The following is a 25,388-nucleotide window of genomic DNA, read 5'->3' on the forward strand; positions in this document are numbered from 1 at the left end:
CCTCAACTGCGCGCCGGCCGCAGTACCAGCCACAGTGCCATGCCAATCAGCAAGCCGCCGTACAGGTGTGCCATCGACAGCGGCTCGTCCAGCAACCACGCCCCCCACAATACGCCGAATACCGGGATCAGGAAGGTCACGGTGCTGGCTTTGACCGGGCCGATTTCTTCGAGCAGGCGGAAGTACAGGATGTAGGCGAAGGCGGTGCACAGCAGGCCCAGGCCCAGCAACGACAGCCATACCTGCCAGCCGCCCCAGCTGGCGGGCGGCTGGCTGAGCGCGCTCCAGGCGAACACTGGGCTTAGCAGCAAGGTGGCGCCAAGCATGCTGCCCAGCGCCGACAGGCGGCTGTCCAGGCCGCTGACCCAGCGGCGCGCGAGGAACCCGGCAAAGCCATAGCAGGTGGTGGCCGCCAGGCAGGCGAGGGCGCCTTGCAGCAAGGCCATGTCCAGCGCTACCGGGCCGGCGCCGCTGAGGATGCCGACGCCAAACAGGCCCAAGAAGATGCCGCACAGCTTCGGCAGGGTCATGGGTTCGCGGAAGAACAGCATGCCGATCAGCACGCCCATCAGCGGCGTGGTGGCATTGAAAATCGCCGAGTAACCGGCCGGCAATACCTGAGCGGCGACGGAATAGAAGGTGGCGGGGATACCGGAGTTGATCATGCCCAACACCAGGCAGGCGCCGAGCTTGCCCTGGAAGTCCCAGCGCACGCGGGCGGCGGCAACGATGGCGACCAAGCCGAGGCAGGCGATGGACACACGGAAGAACGCCGTCGGCACCGTGCCGAGTTCGGGGGCGATGATGCGCATGAACAGGAAACTCGCCCCCCAGACGGCGGCAAGGGTCAGCAGGCGGGCTAGGGCGATGGGGCTCACGGCGGTCTCCGGGTACAGGGCAGGGGCGCGAGTGTACGTCAGGGGGCAGGGGGATTCTTGTGCTTTCTTGCGGTGCAATTCGGATCCCTCGAACAGGCCGGTGCTGGCGACACTCCCTCGAGAGTGCGGCTAAGCTGTCTATCTCACCCCGCACCGAGGTGTCCCGCATGACTCAGCACTGGCCTGCCGGCGAGATCGCCCGGATGATCCTCGATGGCTTCGACGACTATCGCGAGCACTTCCGCCGCATCACCCTCGGCGCGCGCGAGCGCTTCGAACAGGCGCGTTGGCAAGATATCCAGCGGGCCGCCGCTGCACGGATCAACCTGTACGAACAGAAGGTCGGCGAGGTCAATGGCTGGTTGCGTGATGCATTCGATGATGAGGTGCTGCTGGAGGTGGAGCAGTGGCCTCTGGTGAAAAGTGCCTACATCCGCCTGATCGACCCACGGCTGGACGATGAACTGTCGGAGACCTGGTACAACTCGTTGTTCTGCAGTTTGTTCAGCCATGACCAGATCAGCGACGGCTGCATGTTCATCCACACCACCCGGCCATCGATCCGCAGCCACCAGCGCGCTGCGCAAACCCGTACCTATTGCCTTGATGCCAGCCTCCAGAGCCTGTTGCGGGCAATCTTCGCTGACTACGCGTTCGCTTATGGCGACCTTGAAAGCGACGTGTCACGGCTTGAAGCGCAACTGCGTGAACACCTGCCGGACTGGGTATGCAAGGACTCGACGCTGACGGTTGAGCTGTTTTCGCCTGTGCTGTACCGCAACAAGGGGGCCTACCTGGTCGGCAGGCTGTACAACAGCGATGAGCAGTGGCCGCTGGTGATCCCGCTGCTGCACCGCGAAGGCCATGGGGTGGAGGCCGATGCGTTGATCACCGACGAGGCCGAGGTGTCGATCATCTTTTCCTTCACCCGCTCGTACTTCATGGTCGATGTGCCGGTGCCGGCGGAGTTCGTCAACTTTCTCAAGCGTATCCTGCCGGGCAAGCATATTGCCGAGCTGTACACGTCGATCGGTTTCTACAAGCACGGCAAGTCGGAGTTCTATCGGGCGTTGATCAACCACCTGGCCAACAGCGATGACCGCTTCATCATGGCGCCGGGGGTGCGTGGCATGGTCATGAGCGTATTCACTCTGCCGGGCTTCAATACGGTGTTCAAGATCATCAAGGACCGTTTTTCGCCGTCGAAAACAGTCGACCGGGCCACGGTGATCGACAAGTACCGGCTGGTGAAAAGCGTCGACCGAGTGGGGCGCATGGCCGATACCCAGGAGTTTGCCGATTTTCGCTTCCCACGTGACAAATTCGAGCCGGAGTGCCTGGCCGAACTGCTCGAGGTAGCACCGTCGACGGTGGTGCTGGAGGGCGACACGGTGCTGATCCGACATTGCTGGACCGAGCGGCGCATGACGCCGCTGAACCTGTACCTTGAGCATGCCAGCGAGGGCCAGGTGCTGGAGGCGCTGGAGGATTATGGCCTGGCCATCAAGCAGTTGGCGGCGGCGAACATCTTCCCCGGCGACATGTTGCTGAAGAACTTCGGCGTTACCCGCCATGGCCGGGTGGTGTTCTACGACTATGACGAAATCAGCTTTTTGACCGAGGTGAATTTCCGCCACATCCCGCCGCCGCGTTACCCGGAGGACGAAATGTCGGGCGAGCCGTGGTACTCGATCGGGCCCCATGACGTGTTCCCCGAGGAGTTTCCGCCGTTTCTGTTTGCCGATATGGGCCAGCGGCGGCTGTTCAGCCGTTTGCATGGTGAACTATATGACGCGGATTACTGGAAGGGGCTGCAGGCGGCGATACGCGAGGGGAAGGTGATCGATGTGTTTCCCTATCGGCGCAAGGGGCGTTAGGCCTCAGCGAGCGTTGGTCCGCCGAGACCTGGGGTGTTGTTACAGCAGCCTGAGTACGAGGTTGGCACCGGCCCGCAGGTACTCGACCTGGGCCATCAATGCATCGCGGACAATCGCTTCGCCAGTATCCGTGAGTTTGGCGTTCTTGGCCTGTAGCGCTGTCAACTGCAGCAGTTGCATGGTGACGTCCATGGAGTTCATGTAGGCCTTCAGCGTGCTGTTGCGGGTGCCGAACAAGCCAATGAGGTTTTCCATGCGTTTGTCCGCTTCTTCGCGGACCTGCTGGTATTCTTCTATTGATATCACACCGTCTGACGCTATGGTCTTCAACAGTTCTTCAAGCGTGCCTGAAATGAAAGGGTTGAACTCTTTTTGGATTGTCGATTCAGCGTTCATGCACCTGATCCTCGCGATAATGGTAGGGGCATGGCCTGGGTTTCAGGCCAAGCCGACAGCGTGCATGAGCCGATCCAATGCTTGTGTTAGATAGCTGCCACACCGCTACCGCATCAAGGTGATAGCTCAGGCGGGTGCACCTTTCAGGCACTTCAAATCACTGAAATCGGTACGTACTTTGCCCAACCGCTCCTGTAAGAACCGCCGCTGCTGCGGGGTGCTTTGCTGCACCAGATCCACCAGCAAGCTGCGCGCCTGCCGCTCGGTGTTCTGATAGGCCGCCTGGTATTCGGGTGTCCACAAACTCTCCTTGTGCTGCAACAAGGTCGCCAGGCGCGGCTCGAAGCTCGCGTCGTTGCGTTGGTTCATCGCCAACAGCAATTGCTGCTGCCAGTGGGCCCGGTTGGCGATCCATTCTCGGTTCTGATCGCCCAGCGCTTCGGACCAGGCCCGCACACGTTGTTTTTGCACCGGGGTCAGCTCGCCAAACCACGGTGTCAGGCGTTTTTCCATACGTTCGGTACGGCGGGCGATCTGCTTCGGCAGAGGGGTATCCACGTATTGCTTCTGCCGCTCACTGATGTCGTCGCGGAAGGCCGCGCGCATCTCCGCTACCTGGCTGTCGCTCATACCACGCAGCAACTCGGTGGCCGAAGGGGTGATTTCCTCGGCCACCCGGCCAATCGCTTCGCGGGCCTCGCGGGTGCGTTGCTGCAGGGCCTGGTCGGTAACCTGGTCGTCGGCGACCATGCCGCGTATCCGGTCCAGCCAGTCGAGGTAGCCGGGCAGCTGAGTCTTGCAATGCCAGGCCAGGTGCTCCTTGAGCCGGTCGTCGAGCAAAGCCTTCTGCTCGCGGTTCATGTCCAGGTAATCACCCAGCGACCATGGCACCAGGCGGTCGAGGTTGCGGTAGGCCAGGTCGATACGGCTGCAGGCGGCCAGGGCCGCAGCGAAGCCGATGGTGATGAGCAGGGCTTTGGACAGGCGTAGGGGCATGTGCTGTTCCTTGCATTGGCAACCAATCGGTAGAGGTAAGGGTAGCCGCAGGGTTCCACCGTATCGTTGCAATGGCGGTTTCCTTCCATCGGCAATCTCACTATTATTGCGACTAATTCTTATCCGCATCGTTACAAGGATGATTGCGTGTACAAGGTCCCGCCTGCACCGCACGATGACATGCACTGCCTGTACCGCGACCACAGCGGCTGGCTGCAAGGCTGGCTGCGCCGGCGTCTGGGCGATCGCGAGCGGGCGGCGGACCTGACCCATGACACGTTCCTGCGCCTGATCGCCAGCACGGTGGCCCACCCGCTGCGCGAGCCGCGTCATTTTCTGGCGACGGTGGCCAAGCGGGTGATGGTCGACCATTTGCGCCGGCGCTCGCTGGAGCAGGCCTATCTGGAAGCCTTGGCGCTGGAGCCAGAACTGGTTGAGGCGTCACCCGAGCAACGGGTGCTGCTGCTGGAAACGCTGTTGCAACTCGATGCCATGCTCGATGGCCTGAACCACAAGGTGCGCCAGGCGCTGTTTCTTTCCCACCTCGAAGGCTTGAGCTACGCCGAAATTGCCGAACGCCTTGGGGTGTCTGTCAGTTCGGTGACCAAATACATCGCCAAGGCCACCGAGCAGTGCCTGCTGTTTGCGCTGGATGCCGAGCGGTGAGCCCGGCCCAGCAACGCCAGGCCCTGCGTGATGCGGCGCAGTGGCATGCCCGCTTGAGTGCCGGGGCGGACTATCAGACGCTGTACCAGCGTTGGCAGGCCTGGCATCAGGGCGACCCGATTCATCAGTGGGCCTGGCAGCGCCTGGAGGCCTTTCATGCCGAGTTGCGCAGCGTGCCGTCGACTGTGGCACAACGAACGTTGGCGGTGGAACAGCCGTTGACTGGCCGGCGCACTGTGCTCAAGGGCCTGGTGCTAGGCCTTGGCGTGTCGGGCCTGGCCTGGACCGGCTACCGCCAGACGCCACTGTGGCTGGCCGATGTACGCACCGCTACGGGGGAACGGCGCCAGCTGCGGTTGGAGGATGGCACACAGCTCACGCTTAACACGGCCAGTGCCGTGGACATCCGCTATGACCACCAGCAGCGGCTGATCATCCTGCGCGCTGGAGAAATCATGGTGACCACGGCCAAGGATGCACGGCCACTCAGCGTGCGCAGCCAGCAGGGCGAGATGCGTGCGCTGGGCACGCGCTTTGTCGTGCGCCAGTTGGACGGGCAGACCGAACTGGACGTGCTGGAACATGCCGTTGCCGTGCGTAACCGCCCAGAGACCGAGCCGTTGCGGGTGGAGGCGGGCATGAGCCTGCGCTTTGGTTCCGGGCCACTGCCTGCGCCACAAGTGCTCGACCCCAATCGGGATGAGTGGGTGAATGGCCGGCTGGTGATCGACAACTGGCCGCTGGGCCAGGTGCTGGATGAGTTGCAGCGCTATCGCCCCGGCTTTATCGAGTGTGCCAAGGAGGTTGCCCATCTACGCCTGTCTGGGGCCTTCCCGCTGGACGATACCGCGCGCGCGTTGCAGGCGATTGCCCAGGCGCTGCCGGTGCGGATCGAGACCCGCACGCGATTCTGGGTGAGGGTGCGGCCTTTGGCCTGAAACTGTCATTGGGGCAGCAGATCGTTTTTAAAAATATTTCTCGTTTGCATTGTCGGTTTTCCAATTTCACACGACCCCTCCTGCAAACCGCCACCACAGGCCTTTGAAGGAGCCCCTCATGCCACGCCGCGTTACCCCTCACTGCTACCCCAGAAAACCCCTCGTCGTTGCCATGTTCAGTGCCGCCTTGCTGCTGCAGGCCACGGTGATTCATCCGCTGAGTGCGGCAGGGCAGGCCCGTGCCGTCGAAGCCACTCGCAGCTATGCCATTGCCAGCGGGCCATTGGGCGCGGTGCTCAGCCGCTTTGCCAGCGATGCCGGGGTGGTGCTGTCGTTCGAGGCCGAGCTGACCCAGGGTAAGCACAGTACGGGTTTGCAGGGGACATACAGTGTCGACCAAGGGTTTGCCCGGTTGCTGGCAGGGAGCGATCTACAGGTGATGGCCGCCAGTAATGGAAATTACCTGCTTTTGCCGCGTACGAAGGATGGCGCACTCGAGCTGGGCGCAACCAGCATCAATGCCTCGGGCCTGGGGGCTACGACGGAAGGGATGGGGTCTTATACGACCGGGTCGACCAATACGGCGACCAAGATGAACCTGTCGATTCGAGAGACACCGCAGACGATTAGCGTCATTACCCGCCAGCGCATGGATGACCAGCAACTGCATACCATGAGCGAAGTGCTGACACAGGCCCCCGGAATTACCATGTCCCAGGACGGCGGCGAGCGCTTCAATATCTATTCACGCGGCAGCCAGATCAATACTTACCAGATTGATGGGGTGACCACGACGCAGGAAAACCAGACACGCACCATGCCTGGCACCTTGTTGGACATGGCCCTGTACGACCACGTGGAAATTGTGCGTGGTGCTACCGGCCTGATGACCGGTGCAGGCGACCCCAGCGGCGTAGTCAACGTCATTCACAAGCGCCCGACTGCGTATTTTCAATCCTACGTGCAAGGCACAATCGGCTCTTGGGACTACAACCGCCTCGAAGCAGACGTCTCCGGTCCGCTGATCGACAGCGGCAAGCTGCGTGGCCGCTTCGTGGCTGCCAAGCAGGACAACAACACCTTCATGGACTGGTACAGCCAGGATAAGAACATTGCCTATGGCGTCATCGAAGCCGATGTTACCGATACCACCTTGGTGCGTTTCGGCGTCGACTATCAGACCTACAAGGCCACTGGCGCCCCTGGCGTACCCTTGATGTACAACAATGGCCAGCAAACCAACTTCTCGCGCTCGACCAGCGCCGGGGCACGCTGGGCCTACGATGACTATGAAACCTTCAACTACACCATCAATGTCGAACAGCAGCTTGCCAACGATTGGCAGTTGAAAGTGGCCGCAAACTACATGGACGTAGACCGGGACGTCGGCGTAGCCTACTACGCAACCAACAGCCTGACCTCCAGCCTGGACCCGGCAACCAACCGTGCTAACGCTGAGCGAGGGAAATCGTGGGCTGACCAGACCCAAAAAGGGGTGGACGTGACCCTGCAAGGGCCATTTCAAGCGTTTGGACAGACCCACGAGCTGATAATCGGCTACAACTACCAGCAATATGACAACACGCACTTTTCCTACACCGGCGGCACCCAAGGTTTCGATTTCGATACGTGGGATAACGAACTGCCGAAACCGGCCAGCTACACGCCACTGCTGGACTTCAACATCAACTCACGGCAAAGCGGTTACTTTGCGGCAACACGCCTCAACTTCACCGATGATCTCCACGTGATCCTGGGGGCGCGCGGCAGCAACTACGAATACAACTATTACTCTAAGGTGCTCAATGCCATCCCCGAACGGGACCCTACCGTGTATGGAATGCGCGAACGTGGCGTGGTCACACCCTATGCCGGCATCGTCTACGACTTGACGCCTGAGCAATCGGTTTATGTCAGCTACACCGACATTTTCAAACCGCAATCGAACCGGGACATCGACAACAAACCACTGGATCCCGTGGAAGGCACCAACTACGAGGCCGGTTGGAAGGGTGAGTTCTTCGACCGCCGCCTCAATGCCAACGCCGCGATCTACTACATCAAGCGTGACAATCTGGGTGTTGCCACGGGCGAGACGATTCCAGGTACCAGCGACATCGCCTATAAAGCTGTCAGTGGTGCCGAAACCAAAGGTGTCGACCTGGAGCTTTCCGGCGAGGTACTGCCAGGCTGGAGCGTACAATCCAGCTACAGCTGGTCCCGTACCGAAGACTCCGATGGCAACCGCCAGCTGACCCAGTTGCCCACAGACACGTTGCGTTTCTGGACTACCTACCGCCTGCCTGGCGAATGGGACAAGCTCACCGTCGGCGGTGGCGTCAACTGGAACTCGGGTACGTCACTGTACTTTAGCCGCTACCAGACTCGGGCTAAACAGGATGACTACTATGTGGCCAGCCTGATGGCACGCTACCAAGTCACCGATCACCTCAGCACCACCCTCAATATCAACAACCTGTTCGACGAAAAGTACTATGCGGGCTTTGCTGGCAACTACGGGCACTACGGTGCACCGCGTAACGCCATGTTGAACCTGCGCTACGATTTCTGATCCAGCGCCCCAAAAGCTCAAGCGCAAAGGGGCAACCGTCCGGAAGCTTTGACACCACCCCATGTCTATCCGGAAAATAGCCCCCTTGTCTTGAGGATCATCGGAAATGGCTCTGCTTGGGCGTTACAACAGTTTGCAAATCGTGAAACACGTGGACTTCGGTCTGTACCTGGACGGCGGCGCCGATGGCGAGATCCTGCTGCCCGGGCGCTATATCCCGAAAAATGCCGAGACCGAGGTCGATGACTGGCTGAACGTGTTCATCTACCTGGACAGCGAAGACCAGCTGATCGCCACCACCGAGAAGCCCAAGGTGCAGGTGGGCGAGTTCGCCAGCCTCAAGGTCAAGGACATCAACGGTGCCGGTATCTTCCTTGACTGGGGCCTGTCCAAGGACCTGCTGATGCCGTACTCGGAAGAGGCACGGCCGCTGAAGATCGGCGATTACTGCGTGGTGCACGTGTACCTCGACAAGCGCACCCGCCGCATCACCGCCACCTCGCGTCTGGACCGCTACCTCGACGTTACCCCGGCCGACTACAAGGTTGGCCAGCCGGTCGAGTTGCTGGTGGCCGGCGAAACGCCGATGGGCTTCAAGGCCATCATCAACAACCGCCACTGGGGTTTGATCCACAAGAACGAGGTGTTCAAGTTCCTGCGCTCGGGCATGCACGAGAAGGGCTTCATCAAGGAAGTGCGCCCGGACGGCAAGATCTCGCTGAGCCTGCAGCCGGTCGGCGCGGCCCTGGCAGACACCCTGCAAGAGCAGATCATGGCGCGCCTGGAGGCCGAAGGCGGGGTGTTGGGTGTGTGTGACAAGAGCGATCCTGCGTTGATCAGCAAGCTGTTCAACGTCAGCAAGGGCAACTTCAAGAAGGCCATTGGCGGGTTGTTCAAGCAGGGCCTGATCGTCATCCATGACGATCGGATCGAAAAGGCCTGATCAGGCCTGCACGAAGGTACGGAAGTCCAACTGCTCGCCACCGGGACGGGTGTCGCGCAGCAACGAGTCGCGGTCGGCGCTGAGGGCCAGGCTGATGGTCGAGCGGCGCTTGCCGGGGTTGCGCACTTCCATTTGCTCCTGGTGAGCTTTGAGGAAGTTGGTAGGCACCTTCAGGTGCTGCAGCTCATCGCTTTCTGGGTTGTGCAGTAGCAGGTTGACCCAGTCGGGCTGGCCCTTGCGCAGCAGCGCCACCGGCACTTCGAACCACCACAGGTTGCGCTTGCGGTCGAGGATGGCGAACAGGGTATTGCTGCTGGTCAGCACCGGCCGGGCCAGTGCTTCGTTGCGCCGGGCAATGGCGGCGGGTTTGTCGAGTTTCATGCAGGTTCCTGCGGGTTGACGCTATGAAGGCCTGCATTGTGAGGGGTGGCACCGGGCGGGGCAAGGCTTGTAACGTGCGGTGCGTATGCGGGCCCTTTCGCGGGCAAGCCTGCGAAAGGGCCGGTACTTCACCGGCGAACCGGCGGGCTCAATTCAGAAGTTGCCCCATCGGCAGTGGTCACCGTCGCAGTAAAGCTGCGCAACTCGCCCATATTCTCCAACACCTGCGCAAACCGCGCCTCGCCCTGCGGGTCGCTGTTCACCAGCACGTCCCCAAGGTACTGCTGCGCCTCGGTGCCATCGGCCTCGGCATTGCCAAAGAACTCCACCCGCAGCAGGCTCGACGCCGGCCCCTGCACTTCTCCACGCAACACATTGCCTTCCAGCGCTAACAGCCGTGGTGCCTGCTGGTTATGGTTGGGTAGCGGCTGGCAAGGCTTGGGCTCGCCCTTGGCATCGCAGATGATCGCCTGGTCTTGCTTGGCAAGGTCGGCCCCCACCCCACGCGACCCCACATACAGCGCATGCGCCTGGGCCGGCACGCCAAACACGATGGCGCCGGTGCGCTGGTCGGGCACGCATGAACCGCCGGCCTCGCAGCGGCGGATGTCCTGGCTGTTACCCCAGATGCGGTTGGCGCTCAGGCGCGTGGCGGTAATGTCCGGCTCCGGGCGTAGGGCCACGCCGATGCGGTTGCCGTGGATCAGGTTGCCGTCGAGGATGTTGCCCTCGCCGGTGACGCTGACGCCGATCGAGTTACCGCTGAAGGTATTGGCCGCCAGGTAATTGCGCTTGCCCCAGTTGATCTGCAGGCCGTCGGAGTAGTTTTCGAACCGGTTGCGCACCACGCTGTTGTCGTTGCCCAGCAGAATCTCGATGCCTTGGGAGGGCTCAGGGTTGGCTGCGGTGGAGCGGAACAGGTTGTCGGCCACCAGGTTGAACGCCGCACCGCGGGTCAGCTCCAGGCCGTCGCCGTTGTCGATCAGCTGGTTGCGCAGCACCTTGTTGTTGTTCGTGGTGGTGGCGGTGGGGTTACCGGCGCCGTCGTCGCCGGTCAGCATGATGCCCGCGCCGCCCTTGTTGGCGACGATGCGGTTGTCTTCGATCACGTTGTAGCTTGCGCGGTTGACCAGGATGCCGATGCAGAAATTGCGCACTTCCAGGCCGCTCAGGTGCACGCCCTGGGTGTCACGCAGCACCAGCCCGGGGTTGGTGGTGGTGCGCACGTTGGTGCCGAACTGGCCGGGCAGGGCGCCGGGGCAGGTGTGTACGCCCTGGTCCTTGATGTAGGCCGAGCCGTCGATGGCGATGTATTGGCCGTTTTGTGCCCAGGACAGGCCGGTGATACGTACCGGGCCTTTGATTTCCGGCAGTGCACGGCTGGGGCGGATGACATAGGGCGGCTTGCCCACGGCCGCAATATCGATGCGGTAGTGGCCTGGGTTCTGGTTGCTGGTTTCGATGGCCCAGCGCAGCGAGCCGGGTTGGCCGTCGTCGGCATAACGCTCGACACGCAGGGTTTCGGGGCTGGCCGGTGCGGCGGCCAGGGTGGGCAAGGGGAGCAGTGGCAGCAAGGCCACCAGCGCAGGCATCAAACGCATGGGTGTGGGTATCCGAAAACATTGTTCTTATCGAGTGTCCGCCTGCTTCGGGCGGACGTTTGCGGGGATTCTAGGGCAGCCGTACTGACTGCGCAGGGGCGCGGTGGCGATTGGGTGCGGTATTCGCCCGCAGATTTACCGCTCGGCTTATGGAAGGAAAATTCGTTGAAACTCCTGATGAAGGCGTTGGGTCCACCTACTGTCGACACGGTCCACGTGTCTCCATTTGCAGGAGTTTTGCCATGAGCGGTACCAAAGACAAAGCGAAAGGCCTGGCCAACGAAGCGATCGGCAACGTGAAGCAGGGAGTCGGCAAGGTGACCGACAACGACAAGCTGCGGGCCGAGGGCAAGGCACAGGAACTCAAAGGCGAGGCGCAGCAAATCAAGGGCAATGTGAAGGATGCGGTGAAAAAGCCTTGATTCGAGGTGGTTTGTGCCGCCCCCTTCGCGGGCAAGCCCGCAAAGGGGGCGGCACTGTCGTAAGCAAATTCTTCAATCATGGCCGGGAGCAGCACAGCAACGACAGGGTCTATTAGACTTGCCTGTTGTAATGATCAAGCGGCGAAAGGAGACGCTATGATTTTCCCCGACCTGCGCGGCCTGCCCCTGCACCGCGTGCTGGTACGCACCGTCAAGGAATTCCTCGACGACGAGATGTCCACCTATGCCTCAGCGCTGGCGTATCAGGCGCTGTTCTCGCTGTTCCCCTTCCTGTTGTTTCTGATTGCCCTGATCGGCTTTCTGCACTTGCCGGACTTCTTCTCCTGGCTGCGCTTGCAGTCGGAACTGGTGTTACCGCCCCAGGCGCTGGAGCAGGTCAACCCGGTAATCGACCAGCTGCAGCAGTCCAAGGGCGGGCTGTTGTCGGTAGGTATCGTGATTGCCTTGTGGACTGCCTCTGCCGGCGTGCGCTTGATGATGAGCGCCATGAACGCCGCCTACGACGTGCCTGAAGGCCGCCCGGTGTGGAAGCGCATCCCGCTGTCCATTTTCTACACCGTGGGCCTGGCCGGTATGCTGCTGGCGGCCGCGGCACTGATGGTGCTGGGCCCTCAGGTGATGGAGTGGATCGCTGCCCAGATCGGTATGCAGGAGTTCATCGTCACCCTGTGGACCATCCTGCGCTGGCCGGTGATCATCATCCTGTTGATGGTGGCGGTGGCGCTGATCTACTACGTGATGCCCGACGTGAAACAGAAGTTTCGCTTCATCACCCCAGGCTCGGTGCTGGCGGTGGTGGTGTGGATCGTGGCCTCACTGGGCTTTGCCTATTACGTGAAGACCTTTGCCGACTACAACGCCATGTACGGCAGCATTGGTGCAATCATCGTGCTGTTGCTGTATTTCTATATCTCGGCCGCCGTGCTGCTGCTCGGCGCCGAAATGAATGCGGTGATCGAGCACATGTCAGCCGAAGGCAAGAACCCGGGCGAAAAAGACTTCGACGGGGAAAAGCCCAAGGAAACCTTGACGGTACTGGGCCACGAGCACCCGAACCCGAGCGAGCCTCATACCGTCGAGCCGAACCCCCGATGATCCGTGACATTCTCAAGATGGGCGATGAACGCCTGCTGCGCATCGCCCCGCCAGTGCCTGAGCACATGCTCGGCACTGCCGAACTGCAGCAACTGATCGACGACATGTTCGAAACCATGCGCCATGTGGGCGGTGTGGGCCTGGCCGCGCCGCAGATCGGCATCGACCTGCAACTGGTGATTTTCGGCTTCGAGCGCAGCGAGCGTTACCCCGATGCCGAGGCGGTGCCGCAGACCATTTTGCTGAACCCGGTCATCACCCCGACCTCCAGCGAGGTCGAGGACGGTTGGGAAGGTTGCCTCTCGGTGCCCGGCCTGCGTGGCGTGGTGCCGCGCTTCAAGCATATCTGCTACGAAGGCATCGACCCCCAGGGCAACCCGATCAACCGCTTTGCCGACGGCTTCCATGCGCGGGTCGTGCAGCACGAGTGCGACCACTTGATTGGCCGACTGTACCCCTCGCGTATCCAGGACTTTGCCAAGTTTGGTTACACCGAGGTGCTGTTCCCTGGGCTTGAGGTCAGCGACGACTGACCCCGCTGCAAGGCGACAAGGCATTTGCTGCGCTGGTAGCGTTGCAGGCGGCCGGCCAAGGCTTCTGGCAGTTGTTGAGCCAGGTCGAAACCCAGGCGCTGATAGAAGGGGACAAGGTCGGGATGGCAGAACAGCCAGACAGGCCTGCGAGCCTGTACCAGCGCCGCCTCCACCAACCGTGCTGCCACCCCCTGACTGCGCTGCTGTGGGTCGACGAACAGGCCGGTCAGCCAGAAACCCTCACCCACCGCACTCAGGCTCAGCCCAGCAATGATGCCTGGGGCCCTTGCTACCCACAGTTCGGCGTCGCTTGCCGCGCGCATGCGTGAGCCGTGCTGGCGATAAAAGTGGTCCAGTAAACGGCGTTCTATGTCCGAAAGTTTCGAACAGGACAATTTTTCAGAAATGGCGAGCCCTACCCTGAAACGTGGCCAGAGGCTCTGGCCTGATGATTTGCGGCCACTTTGTCGCAGATTGTTGCAAAACCGGCAAGGGTGAATATCCGACTCTGGGGTTCAACTATTGCTGGCCGGGAGTAGAATTTTATTCGTCCCCCCTGGCAGTACGAAGCGGGATCGGTACTTCGTGCCATCTTCACCGTAGATGGCAACTTCTCCGCGCCGGATACGGCAATAGAAGTCAATCGATCAGCTTGAATGCTCAAAAGGCAAACCCACATGAAACCATTACTGATTCTTGCATTGGTCGGTATTTCCTCGTTCGCCCTTGCCGATGAGGTCACACCCGTCTCCAGCCAGCCTGTGGCCCAGCAGTACGACTACTCCATGAACCTGGACATCAAGCGGGTGATCAACTTGTCGACCATCCCCAATGTCTGCGAGGTGGTACCTGCGACCATGACTTACGAAGACCACCAGGGCCAGGTGCACACCATCCAGTACCGAGCCATGGGTGAGGGTTGCCAGCAGGGCTGATCGACAAATATCCATTCTACTAGGTGATGGCTCCATCGCCGGCAAGCCAGCTTGCCGGCGATGGAGCCATCACCTTTCAGAATTTTCTACAAGCCATGTCGATTCCTTCAGACATCGTTCGACAATAGGTGAAGGTACGCTCCACGCCGTGCCCAAACCCATTGTCCTGTCGGAGGAACCCCGATGAGCACCGCAGCCGAAACCGAGATCCGCCAACTGATCGAGCGCTGGATGCAGGCCGTGCGCGATCGCGACATCCCCAACATCACCGCCCCCTATGCCGATGACATTGTCGCCTTCGATGCCATCCAGTCCCTGCAATTCAAAGGCAAAGCCCCCTACACCGCGCACTGGGAAATGTGCATGAACATGTGCACGGGCCCCATGGTCTTCGAGCTTGCCGAACTCACCGTGCACGCCGCTGGCGACCTGGCCCTGGCCCATTGGCTTAACCGCTGCGGGCCGGGGGATGACGAAAGCCAGTGCGGCTTCATGCGCGCCACCGTGGGCTATCGTCGTCAAGGTGGCCAGTGGCAGGTGATCCACGAGCACTGGTCGGCACCGTTCGACATGGAAACGCAAAAAGCCCTGTTTGATCTCAAGCCCTGAGCCGTTATCGCCAAACGCACTTTGCCAATGCTCTGGAGGTGACCATGAAATACCTGTGCCTGGTCTATTGTGACGAGGGGTTGTTGCACAGCCTTCCCGACAGCCCGGAAGACGCCGAATGCATGGCTTACGCCGAAACCATTCACGGTTCTGGGCGCATGCTGGCGGCCGAGGCGTTGAAGCCGGTGCAAACGGCGACCACGGTGCGCGTGCGCAAGGGGCACATGAGCCTGACCGATGGCCCCTTCGCCGAAACCAAGGAGCAACTGGCCGGCTTTTACCTGGTGGAGGCCCGCGACCTCAACGAAGCACTGAATATCGCCAAGGGCATCCCTGCCGCGCGGGTTGGCAGTGTTGAGGTGCGCCCGGTGCGCGAACTGCAACCCTGATAGCCAAGGAGAACAACCAGCATGAGCCTTGCACCCACTGCGCAAGCGCAACACGAGTTGTCCATCAGCCGCCTGATCGACGCACCACCGGCCAAGGTATTCCGTGCCTGGACCGACCCCCAGTGGCTGATGCAGTGGTGGGGGCCGCACGGCATGACCACCCCGGAGTGCGAGATGCAGTTATGGGCCGGCGGCCTGTTTCGCACCCTGATGCGGGCCCCGGATGGCAGCGAGTACCCGAACCAGGGCGTATTTCTGGAAATTGCCGCGCCGCGCCGGTTGGTGTTCACCGATGCCTTCGGCCCCGGTTGGGTGCCGTCGGACAAGGCCTTCATGACTGCCGTGATCAGCTTTGACGAGGAACAAGGCAAAACTCGCTATACCGCCCGTGCCTGGCACTTGACTGCCGCTGACTGCCGTGCCCACGAGGAAATGGGCTTCCACCAGGGCTGGGGAGAAAGCCTGGACCGCCTGGTGGAGGTGGTGACCCAGCGGATGCCCGACTAATGACGGCACTGGCGCAGGTGCGCGCCGAAGTCGAGGCGGTGTACCGGCGTGAGTCGCGGCGCATCCTGGCGACGTTGATCCGCTTGCTGGGTGACTTCGACCTGGCCGAGGAGGCCATGCATGATGCCTTCTTCATCGCCGTCGAGCGCTGGCAGCGCGACGGCATACCCGATAACCCAAGGGCATGGCTGGTTTCCACCGGGCGCTTCAAAGCTATTGATGCGTTGCGCCGACGCGCCCGTTTCGACCGCTCCCAGGCAGACCTGAGCATGCTGCTCGAAGGCCAGGCGCAGGATCCCAGTGACGACGAACTGCTGGCCGATGACCGCCTGCGGCTGATCTTTACCTGCTGCCACCCGGCACTGTCGGCTGACGCCCAGGTGCCATTGACCCTGCGCGAAGTGTGCGACCTGACCACTGAGCAGATCGCCCGTGCCTTTCTGCAAAGCCCGGCCACCATCGCCCAGCGCATCGTCCGCGCCAAGGCCAAGATCCGCGAGGCCGGCATCCCTTATCAAGTGCCGGAACTGAACGAACTGCGCGAGCGCCTGGATAGCGTGTTACGGGTGATCTACCTGGTGTTCAACGAGGGCTATTCGGCGTCATCGGGCGAGGCACTGCTGCAGCAGGACCTCAGTGATGAAGCCATTCGCCTGGCGCGGTTGCTTGTGCAGTTGCTGCCCGACCCGGAAGCGGTCGGCCTGCTGGCCTTGATGTTGCTGCAGGCGTCCCGGCAGCAGGCACGTATCGATGCCCAGGGCAACCTGGTGGTGCTGGAACAGCAGGACCGCAGCCTGTGGGACCGGCCACGCATTGAAGAGGGCTGCGAACTGGTGCGCCAGGCCCTGCAGAGCCGGGCGTTTGGCGCCTATACCGTTCAGGCGGCGATTGCTGCCGTGCATGCCGAAGCGGCAACGGCTGAACAGACAGATTGGGCTGAGATCGTTGGGCTTTATGACGTGTTGCAGCGTCATTGGCCGTCGGCGGTGGTGGAGTTGAACCGGGCGGTGGCGCTGGCGAAGCGAGATGGGCCGGAGGTTGGCCTGCGGGTAGTCGAAGGGATTCTGGCGCGGGGTGAACTGCTGGACTATCACCTGGCGCATGCGGCGCGGGCCGAGCTGCATTATCAGCTGGGGCAAATGGAGGAGGCGCGTGCGGCCTGGCGGCAGGCACTGGCGTTGACCCGACAGGCGCCGGAGCGGCGGCATATCGAGCAGCGGTTGAAACTCATTGAATGATGTTGGCGATACCGGCCTCTTCGCGGGCTTGCCCGCGAAGAGGCCGGTATTGGCTTATCAGTTTTCAGCTAGCCACAAAATTCGGCGGCGACACCAGCTCGACGGTCTGCTGCTTGCGCGGTGCCAGGATCTCGGCTTCACCCTGGACCACCAGCTCATCGTTCTGGTTGTACACATTGGTCGCGATGCGCACCTTGAACTTGGGCAACTTCTCGAGAATTTCCAGCCGCACGGTCAGGGTGTCGCCAATTTTCACCGGTTTCTGGAAGCTCATCTGCTGGCCCAGGTAGATGGTGCCAGGGCCAGGCAGGGTGCAGGCCACTGCAGCACTGATCAGCGCGCCGCTGAACATGCCATGGGCAATCCGCTCGCGGAACATGCTCTTTGCGGCGAACTCGGCATCCAGGTGAACCGGGTTGTGGTCACCGGACATCGCAGCGAACAGCTGGATGTCGCGTTCTTCGACGGACTTCTTGTACTCGGCTTTCTGGCCGACTTCGAGGGCTTCGTAAGGCGTGTTGGTGACCTGGGACATCGGTGCTTCCTTAAGCGTTGGGCGAGGGCGGCTATCATTCACTGCGCACAGGGCGGCCAAGGGCCAGCGCCTGTTCAAGCCAGCCGAGAATATCGGCGGTGACCTCGTCACGGTTGGTTTCGTTGAGTACTTCATGCCGCGCATCAGGATAGACGCGTAGCCGTACATGTCGATTGCCGGTCGCGCGCAGGGCGTCGGCCAGATGGGTAAGACGCTTGCCAGCACTGACCGGATCACATTCGCCACCAATTACCAGTATTGGCAGGTTGGGATCGATCTGCGCGAGGTTACTCGGCTGGCTGATCTGCGCCAACCCTTGCAGCAGGTCCAACCACAGCTGGTTGCTGCAGCGAAAGCCGCACAACGGGTCGTTGACGTACTGGTCGACCTCGCCGGGGTCGCGGCTGAGCCAGTCGAATGCTGTGCGGTTGGGCTTGAAGGCCTTGTTGAACGAACCAAACGACAACCACTCGATCAGTGCACTTTTACCCAACGGCCCTTGGCGCCAGGCCTCAAGCCGGGCAATCAGCCGTGCCACGCGGTACAGCGCCGCCGGCTGGTAGTTGGAGCCGCTGAGGATCGCCCCGTGCAGGCTGCCACTGTGGTGCAACAGGTAGGCCTGGGCAATGTAGCTACCCATGCTGTGGCCAAGCAGGAACAGTGGCGTGCACGGGTATTGCTGGCCGATGTGCTGGGCCACGCGTCCAAGGTCGTTGACCACGGCATTCCAGCCATGATGGCGGGCGAACAGGCCGAGGCTGCCCTGTTCGGCGGTGCGCCCGTGGCCGCGTTGGTCGGCAGCGAACAGGGCAAAGCCGGCCTCGCTCAGGGCATGCCCCAGGCGTTGGTAGCGCCCGGCATGCTCGGCCATGCCATGGGCCAGCAGCACCACGGCCTTTACTGGCGTGGCCGGCAGCCATTGGTGTACGTACAGGCTGCAGTGCTCGCTGGCGGGTAGCCAGAAGGCGTCGTGGGGCATGGCGGGTCCTTGTGCGCGCGGTTACCCGGACAGTGTATGCACAACCGGCCGGATTGCAGGAAGGGCACAAATAAGATTCACAATGTTAATGGCGGCACTTGGCGTATATGCCGCCTTGGGCTTACCTGCTAACGTCGGATCAACGCCTTTTTGCCAGCAGGCAATCGGGTAGAGGACAAAAGGACGCAGTGCAGGTCCAGGCAGAGGAACAATAATAAATGCAAGCCGAATTCTGGAATGACAAGCGCCCGGCGGGCGTGCCTTCCACCATCGACATCAACGCCTACGCCTCGGTCGTCGAGGTGTTCGAACGCTCCTGCAAGCGCTTTGCCGACCGCCCGGCGTTCAGCAATCTGGGCGTGACGCTGAGTTATGCCGAGCTGGAGCGCCATTCGGCAGCCTTCACTGCCTGGTTGCAGCAGCACACCGACCTCAAGCCGGGTGACCGCATCGCGGTGCAGATGCCCAATGTGCTGCAGTACCCCATCGCCGTGTTCGGTGCCATGCGCGCCGGGCTGATCGTGGTCAACACCAACCCGCTGTACACCGAGCGCGAGATGCGCCACCAGTTCAAGGACAGCGGCGCCCGTGCGCTGGTGTACCTGAACATGTTCGGCAAGCGCGTGCAGGAAGTGCTGCCCGATACCGGTATCGAATACCTGATCGAGGCGAAGATGGGCGACCTGCTGCCCACCGCCAAGGGCTGGCTGGTCAACACTGTGGTCGACAAGCTGAAGAAGATGGTGCCGGCCTACAATTTGCCCCAGGCGGTGCCGTTCAAGCAGGTGCTGCGCGAGGGCCGTGGGCTGTCGCCCAAGCCCGTGCCGCTGAACCTCGACGACATCGCCGTGCTGCAGTACACCGGCGGCACCACCGGCCTGGCCAAGGGCGCCATGCTCACCCACGGCAACCTGGTGGCCAACATGCTGCAGGTGCTGGCGTGCTTCTCGCAGCACGGCCCCGATGGGCAGAAGCTGCTCAAGGACGGCCAGGAGGTGATGATCGCGCCCCTGCCGCTTTACCACATCTATGCCTTTACCGCGAACTGCATGTGCATGATGGTCACCGGCAACCACAACGTGCTGATTACCAACCCTCGGGATATTCCCGGCTTCATCAAGGAGCTGGGCAAGTGGCGATTCTCTGCGTTGCTGGGCCTCAACACCCTGTTTGTTGCGCTGATGGACCATCCTGGTTTCCGCCAGCTGGATTTCTCGGCGCTGAAAGTCACCAACTCCGGCGGTACGGCGCTGGTCAAGGCAACCGCCGAGCGCTGGGAAGCCCTTACCGGGTGCCGCATCGTCGAAGGCTACGGCCTGACCGAAACCTCGCCTGTGGCCAGCACCAACCCCTATGGTCAATTGGCGCGCCTGGGCACAGTGGGTACTCCGGTGGCGGGTACTGCATTCAAGGTCATTGATGATGACGGCAACGAAATGCCGCTGGGCGAGCGCGGCGAGTTGTGCATCAAGGGGCCACAGGTGATGAAGGGTTACTGGCAGCAGCCCGAGGCCACGGCCCAGGCCCTGGATGCCGAAGGCTGGTTCAAGACCGGTGACATCGCGGTGATCGACCCGGACGGCTTCACCCGCATCGTCGATCGCAAGAAGGACATGATCATCGTCTCGGGTTTCAACGTGTACCCCAACGAGATCGAGGACGTGGTGATGGGCCACCCCAAGGTCGCCAACTGTGCAGCCATCGGCGTGCCGGACGACCGCTCCGGCGAGGCGGTGAAGCTGTTCGTGGTGCCGCGCGAGGGCGGGCTGAGCGTGGATGAGCTGAAGGCCTACTGCAAGGCCAACTTCACCGGCTACAAAGTACCCAAGCACATCGTGCTGCGCGAGTCGTTGCCGATGACGCCGGTAGGCAAGATTCTGCGACGGGAGTTGCGCGACATCGCTTGAGGTAAGTGTTGGCTACTTTGCGAGCAAGCCCGCTCCTACGTCGGTCTTTGTAGGAGCGGGCTTGCCCGCGATTGCCTTGAACAGCTCTAACAGGCCAATTACAGCCTGATCTGCGACATTTTGGTTAAAAACTCTAAAAATGACCTGTATTGTTCATTGAGTCATTTTTGTGACCGCAAGGCCTGTTTTGGCCTCTAGGCGACCCCAGGCAAAGCTGTTACTCTCGGCCCGCTTTCAGATGATCCGGTTTGCAACGAACCGTCATCTCATATCAATAATAAGCGCATCGACGCGTGAATCGAACTTCGCTGTTGCTGAAGGAGTGGGCTTCCATGATCGAAAATTTTTGGAAGGATAAGTACCCAGCCGGGATTACGGCGGAAATCAATCCTGACGAATTCCCCAATATCCAGGCAGTACTCAAGCAATCCTGCCAACGCTTTGCCGACAAACCGGCCTTTAGCAACCTGGGCAAGACTATCACTTATGGCGAGTTGTATGCGCTGTCGGGGGCGTTTGCCGCCTGGCTGCAGCAGCATACCGACCTCAAGCCGGGTGACCGCATTGCCGTGCAACTGCCCAATGTCCTGCAATACCCGGTCGCGGTCTTCGGCGCCATGCGTGCCGGGCTGATCGTGGTCAACACCAACCCGCTGTATACCGCGCGGGAGATGGAACACCAGTTCAACGACTCCGGCGCCAAGGCCCTGGTGTGCCTGGCCAACATGGCCCACCTGGCCGAAAAGGTGGTACCCAAGACCCAGGTCAAACACGTCATCGTCACTGAAGTGGCCGACCTGCTGCCGCCGCTTAAGCGCCTGTTGATCAACAGCGTGATCAAGTACGTGAAGAAGATGGTGCCGGCCTACAGCCTGCCACAAGCCGTGCGCTTCAACGACGCCCTGGCGTTGGGCAAGGGCCAGCCGGTTACCGAGGCCAACCCGCAGGCCAACGATGTGGCCGTGCTGCAATACACCGGCGGTACGACCGGCGTGGCCAAAGGCGCCATGCTGACCCATCGCAACCTGGTGGCCAACATGCTGCAGTGCCGGGCGCTGATGGGCTCGAACCTGCACGAAGGCTGCGAGATCCTCATCACCCCGCTGCCGCTGTACCACATCTATGCCTTTACCTTCCATTGCATGGCGATGATGCTGATCGGCAACCACAACGTGCTGATCAGCAACCCGCGTGACCTGCCGGCCATGGTCAAGGAACTGGGCAAGTGGAAGTTCAGCGGTTTTGTCGGCCTCAACACACTGTTCGTTGCCCTGTGCAACAACGAGGCGTTCCGTGCCCTGGACTTCTCGGCGCTGAAAATCACCCTGTCGGGTGGTATGGCCCTGCAACTGAGCGTGGCCGAGCGCTGGAAGGCCGTTACTGGTTGCGCCATCTGCGAAGGTTACGGCATGACCGAAACCAGCCCGGTGGCGGCAGTGAACCCGGCGGAGGCCAACCAGGTGGGCACCATCGGTATTCCGGTGCCATCGACCCTGTGCAAGATCATCGACGACGCCGGCAACGAGCTACCGCTGGGCGAAGTGGGCGAGCTGTGTGTGAAGGGCCCGCAGGTGATGAAGGGCTACTGGCAGCGCGAAGACGCCACTGCCGAGATTCTCGACAGCGAAGGCTGGCTGAAGACCGGTGACATCGCCCTGATCCAGGCGGACGGTTACATGCGCATCGTCGACCGCAAGAAGGACATGATCCTGGTTTCTGGCTTCAACGTGTACCCCAACGAGCTGGAAGACGTGCTGGCGGCCCTGCCGGGCGTGCTGCAGTGTGCAGCCATTGGTGTGCCGGACGAGAAGTCGGGTGAAGTGATCAAGGTATTCATCGTGGTCAAGCCGGGCATGACCGTGACCAAGGAGCAGGTGATGGAGCACATGCGTGCCAACGTTACCGGCTACAAGGTGCCGCGCCAGATCGAGTTCCGCGACGCACTGCCGACCACCAACGTGGGCAAGATCCTGCGCCGCGAATTGCGCGATGAAGAACTGAAGAAGCAAGGCTTGAAGAAGATCGCCTGATCAGAAGCCTGAACGGCCAGTGTGGGAGCGGCGCAAGGCCGCTCTCACACTGGCCGAGATACTTCTAGAGAAGGTGAAATCAGCGCAGTTTTTCAAGCATCTGGTAGTACCACATCCCCGCCGCCAGCAGCGGGTTCCCCAACAAGTCCCCCATCGGCACCCGCACATGCTTGCACTGGGCAAAGGTGTCGAACTTCTCCAGCGTCCCGGTCAACGCCTCGGCCATGATCTCGCCCATGATGTGGCTGGTGGCAATGCCATGCCCCGAATAACCCTGGCAATACCACACGTTGTCCGACAGCTTGCCCAACTGCGGGATGCGGTTGACCACGATACCCATGGCGCAGCTCCACTGGAACTCGATCGGCACGCCTTTCAATGCCGGGAAGGTGCGCTCGATGCACGGGCGCAGTTCGCCTTCGATGTCCCGTGAGTCACGGCCGGAATAGTTGGCGCCACCGCCGAACAACAAGCGCTTGTCGGCGGTCAGGCGGTAGTAGTCGAGCACGAAGCGGCAGTCGTACACCGCCAAGTCCTGCGGGTTGATCTGTTCGGCCAGCTCACCCAGCGGCGCAGTGGTGACGATGCCGCCCATGGCCGGGAAGATCTTGCCCTTGAGCTGGCGCTTTTCCAGTTTGTGATACACGTCGCCGGCCAGCATCACCTGGCGTGCCTCGACCCTGCCGTGGGCAGTGACTACCGCCGGGCGCGGGCCATGGACGATGTCCAGCACTTCGGAGTTTTCGAAAATCAGTGCGCCCAGGCTGTGCGCAGCTCGGGCTTCACCCAGGCACAGGTTGAGCGGGTGCAGGTGCAAATTGCGCAGGTTTTTCAACGCGCCCAGGTACAACGGGCTTTGCAGGTGCTCGGCCACGGCAGCGCGGTCGAGCAGTTGCACCTGCTCGCCCATGCCACGCCGACGGGCCTCGGCCTCGAATGCGCGCAGCTCGTTCATGTGCGAGGGCTTCATCGCCGCATGCAGATGGCCGTGCTTGAGGTCGCAATCGATGCCATAGCGCGCCACGCGTTGCTCGATCACCTGGTGCCCGCGCCAGCGCAAGCGCCAGATGAAGTCATCGACTTCGCTGCCCAGGTGGCTGCGCATCTGCGAGCGCATGGCCTCGTCGCCCGACAGGCTGCCGGTGACCTGGCCGCCATTGCGCCCGCTGGCGCCCCAGCCGATGCGGTTGGTTTCGACGATGGCGACCTTCAGGCCTCGCTCGGCCAGCTCTACCGCGGTGGCTACGCCAGTGAAGCCACCGCCGATGATGGCTACATCCACCTGTACGGTACCCTTGAGTTGGGGGTACTCGGTGTGGTCGTTGAGGGTGGCGGTGTAGTAGGACGGCGCGCGCTGCGCCGGGCCGTTGTTCAATGCTGCGTTCATGGGTGTTCCTTGTTATGTAGGGGCTCAGGCCTGGTGCAGGTACCAGCGCCAGTCCTGTTCGCTGACTTCGGCCATGAACTGGCGGTACTCGGCGCGCTTGACCTTCAGGTACACGCCAAGGAAGTCTGCGCCCAATGCTTCACGGGCCCAATGGGAGTTTTGCAGGGCGTCGAGGGCGGTCAGCCAGTCGGTGGGCAGGTGTTCGGTGGCCTGGGCATAGCCGTTGCCTTCGACCGGTGCGCCAGGGTCCAGCTGTTCGCGGATGCCTCGGTGGCTGGCTGCAAGGATCGCGGCTGCAGCCAGGTAAGGGTTGGCATCGGCGCCGCAGATGCGGTGTTCCACATGTCGGCTGTTGGCCGGGCCGCCTGGCACGCGCAGGCTCACGGTGCGGTTGTCCACGCCCCAGGTCGGCGCCAGGGGCGCATAGCTGTTGGCCTGGAAGCGGCGGAACGAGTTGGCGTTGGGGCAGAACAGCAGCAGCGAGTCGCGCAGGTGGCGCAGCATGCCAGCCACCGCCTGGCGCAGCAACGGGGTGCCGGCTTTGTCTTCGCTGGCGAACAGGTTGTTGCCCGCGCTGTCGGCCAGGCTCAGGTGCATGTGCATGCCGGTGCCGGCCAGTTGCGCGAATGGCTTGGCCATGAAACAAGCCTGCATGCCGTGGGCATGGGCCACACCTTTCACCAGGCGCTTGTAGCGCACCGCCTGGTCCATCGCCTGCAGTGCATCGCCGTGCTCGAGGGTGATTTCCACCTGGCCGGGGGCGTACTCGGAGATGGCCGTGCGCGCAGGGATGCCCTGGGCCTTGCAGGCGGCGTACAGGTCGGCGAGAAACGGCTCGATCTGCTCCAGTTCGCGCAAGCCATAGACCTGAGTGCTGCGAGGGCGACCGCCATCGTTGTCCAGCGCCGGTTGCGGGCGGCCCTGGGCATCACGCTGCTGGTCGAGCAGGTAGAACTCCAGTTCGCAGGCCATCACCGGGTGATAGCCGTCGGCCTTCAATGCTTCGATGGTGCGCAGCAGCACATGGCGTGGGTCGGCGATGCTCGCCGGCAGGCCCTCGCTCGGGTGCATGCTCACCTGCACGGCGGCGGTAGGCACCCGGCGCCAGGGCAGGCGCACCAGGCTGCCGTCAAGCGGGTAGGCGCGGCAGTCGATATCGCCGACGTCCCACACAAGGCCTGAGTTTTCCACGTCGTCGCCGTTCAGGGTCAGGCCGAGGATGGTGCTGGGCAGTGGCCGGCCGGTCTGGTACACGGCCAGCAGTTCGTCGCGGTGCAGCAGCTTGCCGCGTGGTACGCCGTTGGCGTCGAGGATGAACAGCTCGAACAGCTCGATATCGGGGTTGTCGGCCAGGAAACGGGTAGCCTGCTCTACGGGTGCAAAGTGCATGATGGATTCGCTCACGAGCGCACAGGGCCTCCGCGCAAGCAGGCGGCCCAGTTGAGTCAAACGGCCAGGTGGAGGCCGGGTTTGGTCACAATGGCGTCAGCGAAGTGTCCGGTGGGCGTGCGTGGCGGCAGTGCCACAGGGCCCAGAAGGCGAGGATGACATGC

25 protein-coding genes are annotated in these 25,388 nt (G+C 61.8%); 15 read left to right on the forward strand and 10 right to left on the reverse strand.

Annotated features, from left to right (window positions below; translation table 11 throughout):
* Nucleotides 1-2: 2 nt before the first annotated feature.
* The gene (locus tag Q9451_RS09780) at nucleotides 3-878 is read right to left on the reverse strand and encodes a DMT family transporter (RefSeq protein ID WP_041166558.1); all 876 of its coding nucleotides are present in this window, start codon (nucleotides 876-878) and stop codon (nucleotides 3-5) included.
* A gap of 167 nt (nucleotides 879-1,045) precedes the next feature.
* Here Q9451_RS09780 and aceK point away from each other — a divergent pair, with 167 nt between their 5' ends.
* Complete coding sequence (aceK, locus tag Q9451_RS09785; RefSeq protein WP_012273650.1) at nucleotides 1,046-2,755, forward strand: bifunctional isocitrate dehydrogenase kinase/phosphatase; 1,710 nt, start codon at nucleotides 1,046-1,048, stop codon at nucleotides 2,753-2,755.
* A 39-nt stretch (nucleotides 2,756-2,794) separates the two neighbouring features.
* Here aceK and Q9451_RS09790 read toward each other — a convergent pair whose 3' ends face one another.
* Together Q9451_RS09790 and Q9451_RS09795 are read right to left on the reverse strand one after the other, a co-directional pair.
* The gene (locus Q9451_RS09790) at nucleotides 2,795-3,151 is read right to left on the reverse strand and encodes a hypothetical protein (protein WP_012273649.1); all 357 of its coding nucleotides are present in this window, start codon (nucleotides 3,149-3,151) and stop codon (nucleotides 2,795-2,797) included.
* Nucleotides 3,152-3,277: 126 nt separating this feature from the next.
* Nucleotides 3,278-4,147: a DUF6279 family lipoprotein gene (locus Q9451_RS09795; protein WP_012273648.1), complete on the reverse strand. Its 870-nt coding sequence runs from the start codon at nucleotides 4,145-4,147 to the stop codon at nucleotides 3,278-3,280.
* Nucleotides 4,148-4,294: 147 nt separating this feature from the next.
* Here Q9451_RS09795 and Q9451_RS09800 point away from each other — a divergent pair, with 147 nt between their 5' ends.
* From Q9451_RS09800 to Q9451_RS09815, 4 genes are all read left to right on the forward strand, one after another.
* Nucleotides 4,295-4,813, forward strand: a complete 519-nt coding sequence (locus Q9451_RS09800; RefSeq protein WP_012273647.1) for a sigma-70 family RNA polymerase sigma factor — start codon at nucleotides 4,295-4,297, stop codon at nucleotides 4,811-4,813.
* Complete coding sequence (locus Q9451_RS09805) at nucleotides 4,810-5,751, forward strand: FecR domain-containing protein (protein WP_012273646.1); 942 nt, start codon at nucleotides 4,810-4,812, stop codon at nucleotides 5,749-5,751. Before Q9451_RS09800 ends, Q9451_RS09805 begins: the two co-directional genes overlap by 4 nt.
* Before the next feature lie 118 nt (nucleotides 5,752-5,869).
* On the forward strand, nucleotides 5,870-8,323 hold the full coding sequence (locus tag Q9451_RS09810) for a TonB-dependent receptor (RefSeq protein ID WP_012273645.1): 2,454 nt from the start codon (nucleotides 5,870-5,872) through the stop codon (nucleotides 8,321-8,323).
* Nucleotides 8,324-8,429: 106 nt separating this feature from the next.
* Nucleotides 8,430-9,266 carry a S1-like domain-containing RNA-binding protein gene (locus Q9451_RS09815; RefSeq protein ID WP_012273644.1) on the forward strand — a complete coding sequence of 279 codons (837 nt, stop codon included), beginning with the start codon at nucleotides 8,430-8,432 and terminating at the stop codon, nucleotides 9,264-9,266.
* Here the strand turns inward: Q9451_RS09815 and Q9451_RS09820 are convergent, their stop codons facing one another.
* Both Q9451_RS09820 and Q9451_RS09825 read right to left on the reverse strand, forming a co-directional pair.
* A complete protein-coding gene (locus Q9451_RS09820; protein WP_012273643.1) occupies nucleotides 9,267-9,647 on the reverse strand; it encodes a hypothetical protein in 381 nt (126 codons plus the stop codon).
* A gap of 128 nt (nucleotides 9,648-9,775) precedes the next feature.
* Nucleotides 9,776-11,248 carry a NosD domain-containing protein gene (locus tag Q9451_RS09825; RefSeq protein ID WP_012273642.1) on the reverse strand — a complete coding sequence of 491 codons (1,473 nt, stop codon included), beginning with the start codon at nucleotides 11,246-11,248 and terminating at the stop codon, nucleotides 9,776-9,778.
* Between the two features lie 242 nt (nucleotides 11,249-11,490).
* On the opposite strand from Q9451_RS09825, the gene Q9451_RS09830 reads away from it, so the two are divergent.
* The 3 genes from Q9451_RS09830 to def all read left to right on the forward strand — a co-directional run bounded on the left by Q9451_RS09830 (nucleotide 11,491) and on the right by def (nucleotide 13,319).
* Nucleotides 11,491-11,670 carry a CsbD family protein gene (locus Q9451_RS09830; RefSeq protein WP_003254639.1) on the forward strand — a complete coding sequence of 60 codons (180 nt, stop codon included), beginning with the start codon at nucleotides 11,491-11,493 and terminating at the stop codon, nucleotides 11,668-11,670.
* Between the two features lie 156 nt (nucleotides 11,671-11,826).
* Nucleotides 11,827-12,786, forward strand: coding sequence for a YihY/virulence factor BrkB family protein (locus Q9451_RS09835; RefSeq protein ID WP_012273641.1), 960 nt, complete (start codon nucleotides 11,827-11,829; stop codon nucleotides 12,784-12,786).
* Nucleotides 12,783-13,319, forward strand: a complete 537-nt coding sequence (def, locus tag Q9451_RS09840) for a peptide deformylase (RefSeq protein ID WP_012273640.1) — start codon at nucleotides 12,783-12,785, stop codon at nucleotides 13,317-13,319. The genes Q9451_RS09835 and def overlap by 4 nt, the downstream gene beginning before the upstream one ends.
* On the opposite strand, the gene Q9451_RS09845 is transcribed toward def, so the two are convergent.
* The gene (locus tag Q9451_RS09845) at nucleotides 13,274-13,642 is read right to left on the reverse strand and encodes a GNAT family N-acetyltransferase (RefSeq protein WP_012273639.1); all 369 of its coding nucleotides are present in this window, start codon (nucleotides 13,640-13,642) and stop codon (nucleotides 13,274-13,276) included. The two genes, def and Q9451_RS09845, sit on opposite strands and share 46 nt — an antisense overlap.
* A 354-nt stretch (nucleotides 13,643-13,996) precedes the next feature.
* Between Q9451_RS09845 and Q9451_RS09850 the strand changes: the two genes are divergently transcribed.
* The 5 genes from Q9451_RS09850 (at nucleotide 13,997) to Q9451_RS09870 (ending at nucleotide 16,997) form a co-directional block, all read left to right on the forward strand.
* The gene (locus Q9451_RS09850; RefSeq protein WP_041166557.1) at nucleotides 13,997-14,254 is read left to right on the forward strand and encodes a DUF2790 domain-containing protein; all 258 of its coding nucleotides are present in this window, start codon (nucleotides 13,997-13,999) and stop codon (nucleotides 14,252-14,254) included.
* A 183-nt stretch (nucleotides 14,255-14,437) separates the two neighbouring features.
* Entirely contained in the window at nucleotides 14,438-14,863 is a 426-nt protein-coding gene (locus Q9451_RS09855; protein WP_012273637.1) for a nuclear transport factor 2 family protein, read from the forward strand.
* A gap of 44 nt (nucleotides 14,864-14,907) precedes the next feature.
* The gene (locus Q9451_RS09860; protein WP_012273636.1) at nucleotides 14,908-15,252 is read left to right on the forward strand and encodes a YciI family protein; all 345 of its coding nucleotides are present in this window, start codon (nucleotides 14,908-14,910) and stop codon (nucleotides 15,250-15,252) included.
* A gap of 21 nt (nucleotides 15,253-15,273) precedes the next feature.
* Entirely contained in the window at nucleotides 15,274-15,759 is a 486-nt protein-coding gene (locus tag Q9451_RS09865; RefSeq protein ID WP_345960911.1) for an SRPBCC family protein, read from the forward strand.
* On the forward strand, nucleotides 15,759-16,997 hold the full coding sequence (locus Q9451_RS09870) for an RNA polymerase sigma factor (protein ID WP_012273634.1): 1,239 nt from the start codon (nucleotides 15,759-15,761) through the stop codon (nucleotides 16,995-16,997). Before Q9451_RS09865 ends, Q9451_RS09870 begins: the two co-directional genes overlap by 1 nt.
* Nucleotides 16,998-17,061: 64 nt before the next feature.
* Here the strand turns inward: Q9451_RS09870 and Q9451_RS09875 are convergent, their stop codons facing one another.
* Both Q9451_RS09875 and Q9451_RS09880 read right to left on the reverse strand, forming a co-directional pair.
* The gene (locus Q9451_RS09875; protein WP_012273633.1) at nucleotides 17,062-17,532 is read right to left on the reverse strand and encodes a MaoC family dehydratase; all 471 of its coding nucleotides are present in this window, start codon (nucleotides 17,530-17,532) and stop codon (nucleotides 17,062-17,064) included.
* 34 nt (nucleotides 17,533-17,566) lie between these two features.
* Complete coding sequence (locus tag Q9451_RS09880; protein WP_012273632.1) at nucleotides 17,567-18,511, reverse strand: alpha/beta hydrolase; 945 nt, start codon at nucleotides 18,509-18,511, stop codon at nucleotides 17,567-17,569.
* Between the two features lie 218 nt (nucleotides 18,512-18,729).
* On the opposite strand from Q9451_RS09880, the gene fadD2 reads away from it, so the two are divergent.
* Both fadD2 and fadD1 read left to right on the forward strand, forming a co-directional pair.
* Nucleotides 18,730-20,418, forward strand: a complete 1,689-nt coding sequence (gene fadD2 / locus Q9451_RS09885) for a long-chain-fatty-acid--CoA ligase FadD2 (RefSeq protein ID WP_012273631.1) — start codon at nucleotides 18,730-18,732, stop codon at nucleotides 20,416-20,418.
* Between the two features lie 332 nt (nucleotides 20,419-20,750).
* Nucleotides 20,751-22,448 carry a long-chain-fatty-acid--CoA ligase FadD1 gene (gene fadD1, locus Q9451_RS09890; protein WP_012273630.1) on the forward strand — a complete coding sequence of 566 codons (1,698 nt, stop codon included), beginning with the start codon at nucleotides 20,751-20,753 and terminating at the stop codon, nucleotides 22,446-22,448.
* Between the two features lie 79 nt (nucleotides 22,449-22,527).
* On the opposite strand, the gene Q9451_RS09895 is transcribed toward fadD1, so the two are convergent.
* Both Q9451_RS09895 and Q9451_RS09900 read right to left on the reverse strand, forming a co-directional pair.
* Entirely contained in the window at nucleotides 22,528-23,835 is a 1,308-nt protein-coding gene (locus tag Q9451_RS09895) for an FAD-binding oxidoreductase (protein WP_012273629.1), read from the reverse strand.
* A 24-nt stretch (nucleotides 23,836-23,859) separates the two neighbouring features.
* Nucleotides 23,860-25,224 (reverse strand): glutamine synthetase family protein, encoded by a 1,365-nt coding sequence (locus tag Q9451_RS09900; RefSeq protein WP_012273628.1) that lies wholly within the window; start codon nucleotides 25,222-25,224, stop codon nucleotides 23,860-23,862.
* Nucleotides 25,225-25,388 lie beyond the last annotated feature (164 nt).

The organism is Pseudomonas sp. NY8896, from assembly GCF_039634505.1.

What these genes read in the sequence shown, in the direction of transcription:
- aceK (WP_012273650.1), top strand. Translation starts at nt 1,046, where the DNA reads ATGACTCAGCACTGGCCTGCCGGCGAGATCGCCCGGATGATCCTCGAT.
- Q9451_RS09790 (WP_012273649.1), bottom strand. Translation starts at nt 3,151, where the DNA reads ATGAACGCTGAATCGACAATCCAAAAAGAGTTCAACCCTTTCATTTCA.
- Q9451_RS09795 (WP_012273648.1), bottom strand. Translation starts at nt 4,147, where the DNA reads ATGCCCCTACGCCTGTCCAAAGCCCTGCTCATCACCATCGGCTTCGCT.
- Q9451_RS09810 (WP_012273645.1), top strand. Translation starts at nt 5,870, where the DNA reads ATGCCACGCCGCGTTACCCCTCACTGCTACCCCAGAAAACCCCTCGTC.
- Q9451_RS09815 (WP_012273644.1), top strand. Translation starts at nt 8,430, where the DNA reads ATGGCTCTGCTTGGGCGTTACAACAGTTTGCAAATCGTGAAACACGTG.
- Q9451_RS09820 (WP_012273643.1), bottom strand. Translation starts at nt 9,647, where the DNA reads ATGAAACTCGACAAACCCGCCGCCATTGCCCGGCGCAACGAAGCACTG.
- Q9451_RS09825 (WP_012273642.1), bottom strand. Translation starts at nt 11,248, where the DNA reads ATGCGTTTGATGCCTGCGCTGGTGGCCTTGCTGCCACTGCTCCCCTTG.
- Q9451_RS09830 (WP_003254639.1), top strand. Translation starts at nt 11,491, where the DNA reads ATGAGCGGTACCAAAGACAAAGCGAAAGGCCTGGCCAACGAAGCGATC.
- Q9451_RS09835 (WP_012273641.1), top strand. Translation starts at nt 11,827, where the DNA reads ATGATTTTCCCCGACCTGCGCGGCCTGCCCCTGCACCGCGTGCTGGTA.
- def (WP_012273640.1), top strand. Translation starts at nt 12,783, where the DNA reads ATGATCCGTGACATTCTCAAGATGGGCGATGAACGCCTGCTGCGCATC.
- Q9451_RS09845 (WP_012273639.1), bottom strand. Translation starts at nt 13,642, where the DNA reads ATGCGCGCGGCAAGCGACGCCGAACTGTGGGTAGCAAGGGCCCCAGGC.
- Q9451_RS09850 (WP_041166557.1), top strand. Translation starts at nt 13,997, where the DNA reads ATGAAACCATTACTGATTCTTGCATTGGTCGGTATTTCCTCGTTCGCC.
- Q9451_RS09855 (WP_012273637.1), top strand. Translation starts at nt 14,438, where the DNA reads ATGAGCACCGCAGCCGAAACCGAGATCCGCCAACTGATCGAGCGCTGG.
- Q9451_RS09860 (WP_012273636.1), top strand. Translation starts at nt 14,908, where the DNA reads ATGAAATACCTGTGCCTGGTCTATTGTGACGAGGGGTTGTTGCACAGC.
- Q9451_RS09865 (WP_345960911.1), top strand. Translation starts at nt 15,274, where the DNA reads ATGAGCCTTGCACCCACTGCGCAAGCGCAACACGAGTTGTCCATCAGC.
- Q9451_RS09870 (WP_012273634.1), top strand. Translation starts at nt 15,759, where the DNA reads ATGACGGCACTGGCGCAGGTGCGCGCCGAAGTCGAGGCGGTGTACCGG.
- Q9451_RS09875 (WP_012273633.1), bottom strand. Translation starts at nt 17,532, where the DNA reads ATGTCCCAGGTCACCAACACGCCTTACGAAGCCCTCGAAGTCGGCCAG.
- Q9451_RS09880 (WP_012273632.1), bottom strand. Translation starts at nt 18,511, where the DNA reads ATGCCCCACGACGCCTTCTGGCTACCCGCCAGCGAGCACTGCAGCCTG.
- fadD2 (WP_012273631.1), top strand. Translation starts at nt 18,730, where the DNA reads ATGCAAGCCGAATTCTGGAATGACAAGCGCCCGGCGGGCGTGCCTTCC.
- fadD1 (WP_012273630.1), top strand. Translation starts at nt 20,751, where the DNA reads ATGATCGAAAATTTTTGGAAGGATAAGTACCCAGCCGGGATTACGGCG.
- Q9451_RS09895 (WP_012273629.1), bottom strand. Translation starts at nt 23,835, where the DNA reads ATGAACGCAGCATTGAACAACGGCCCGGCGCAGCGCGCGCCGTCCTAC.
- Q9451_RS09900 (WP_012273628.1), bottom strand. Translation starts at nt 25,224, where the DNA reads ATGCACTTTGCACCCGTAGAGCAGGCTACCCGTTTCCTGGCCGACAAC.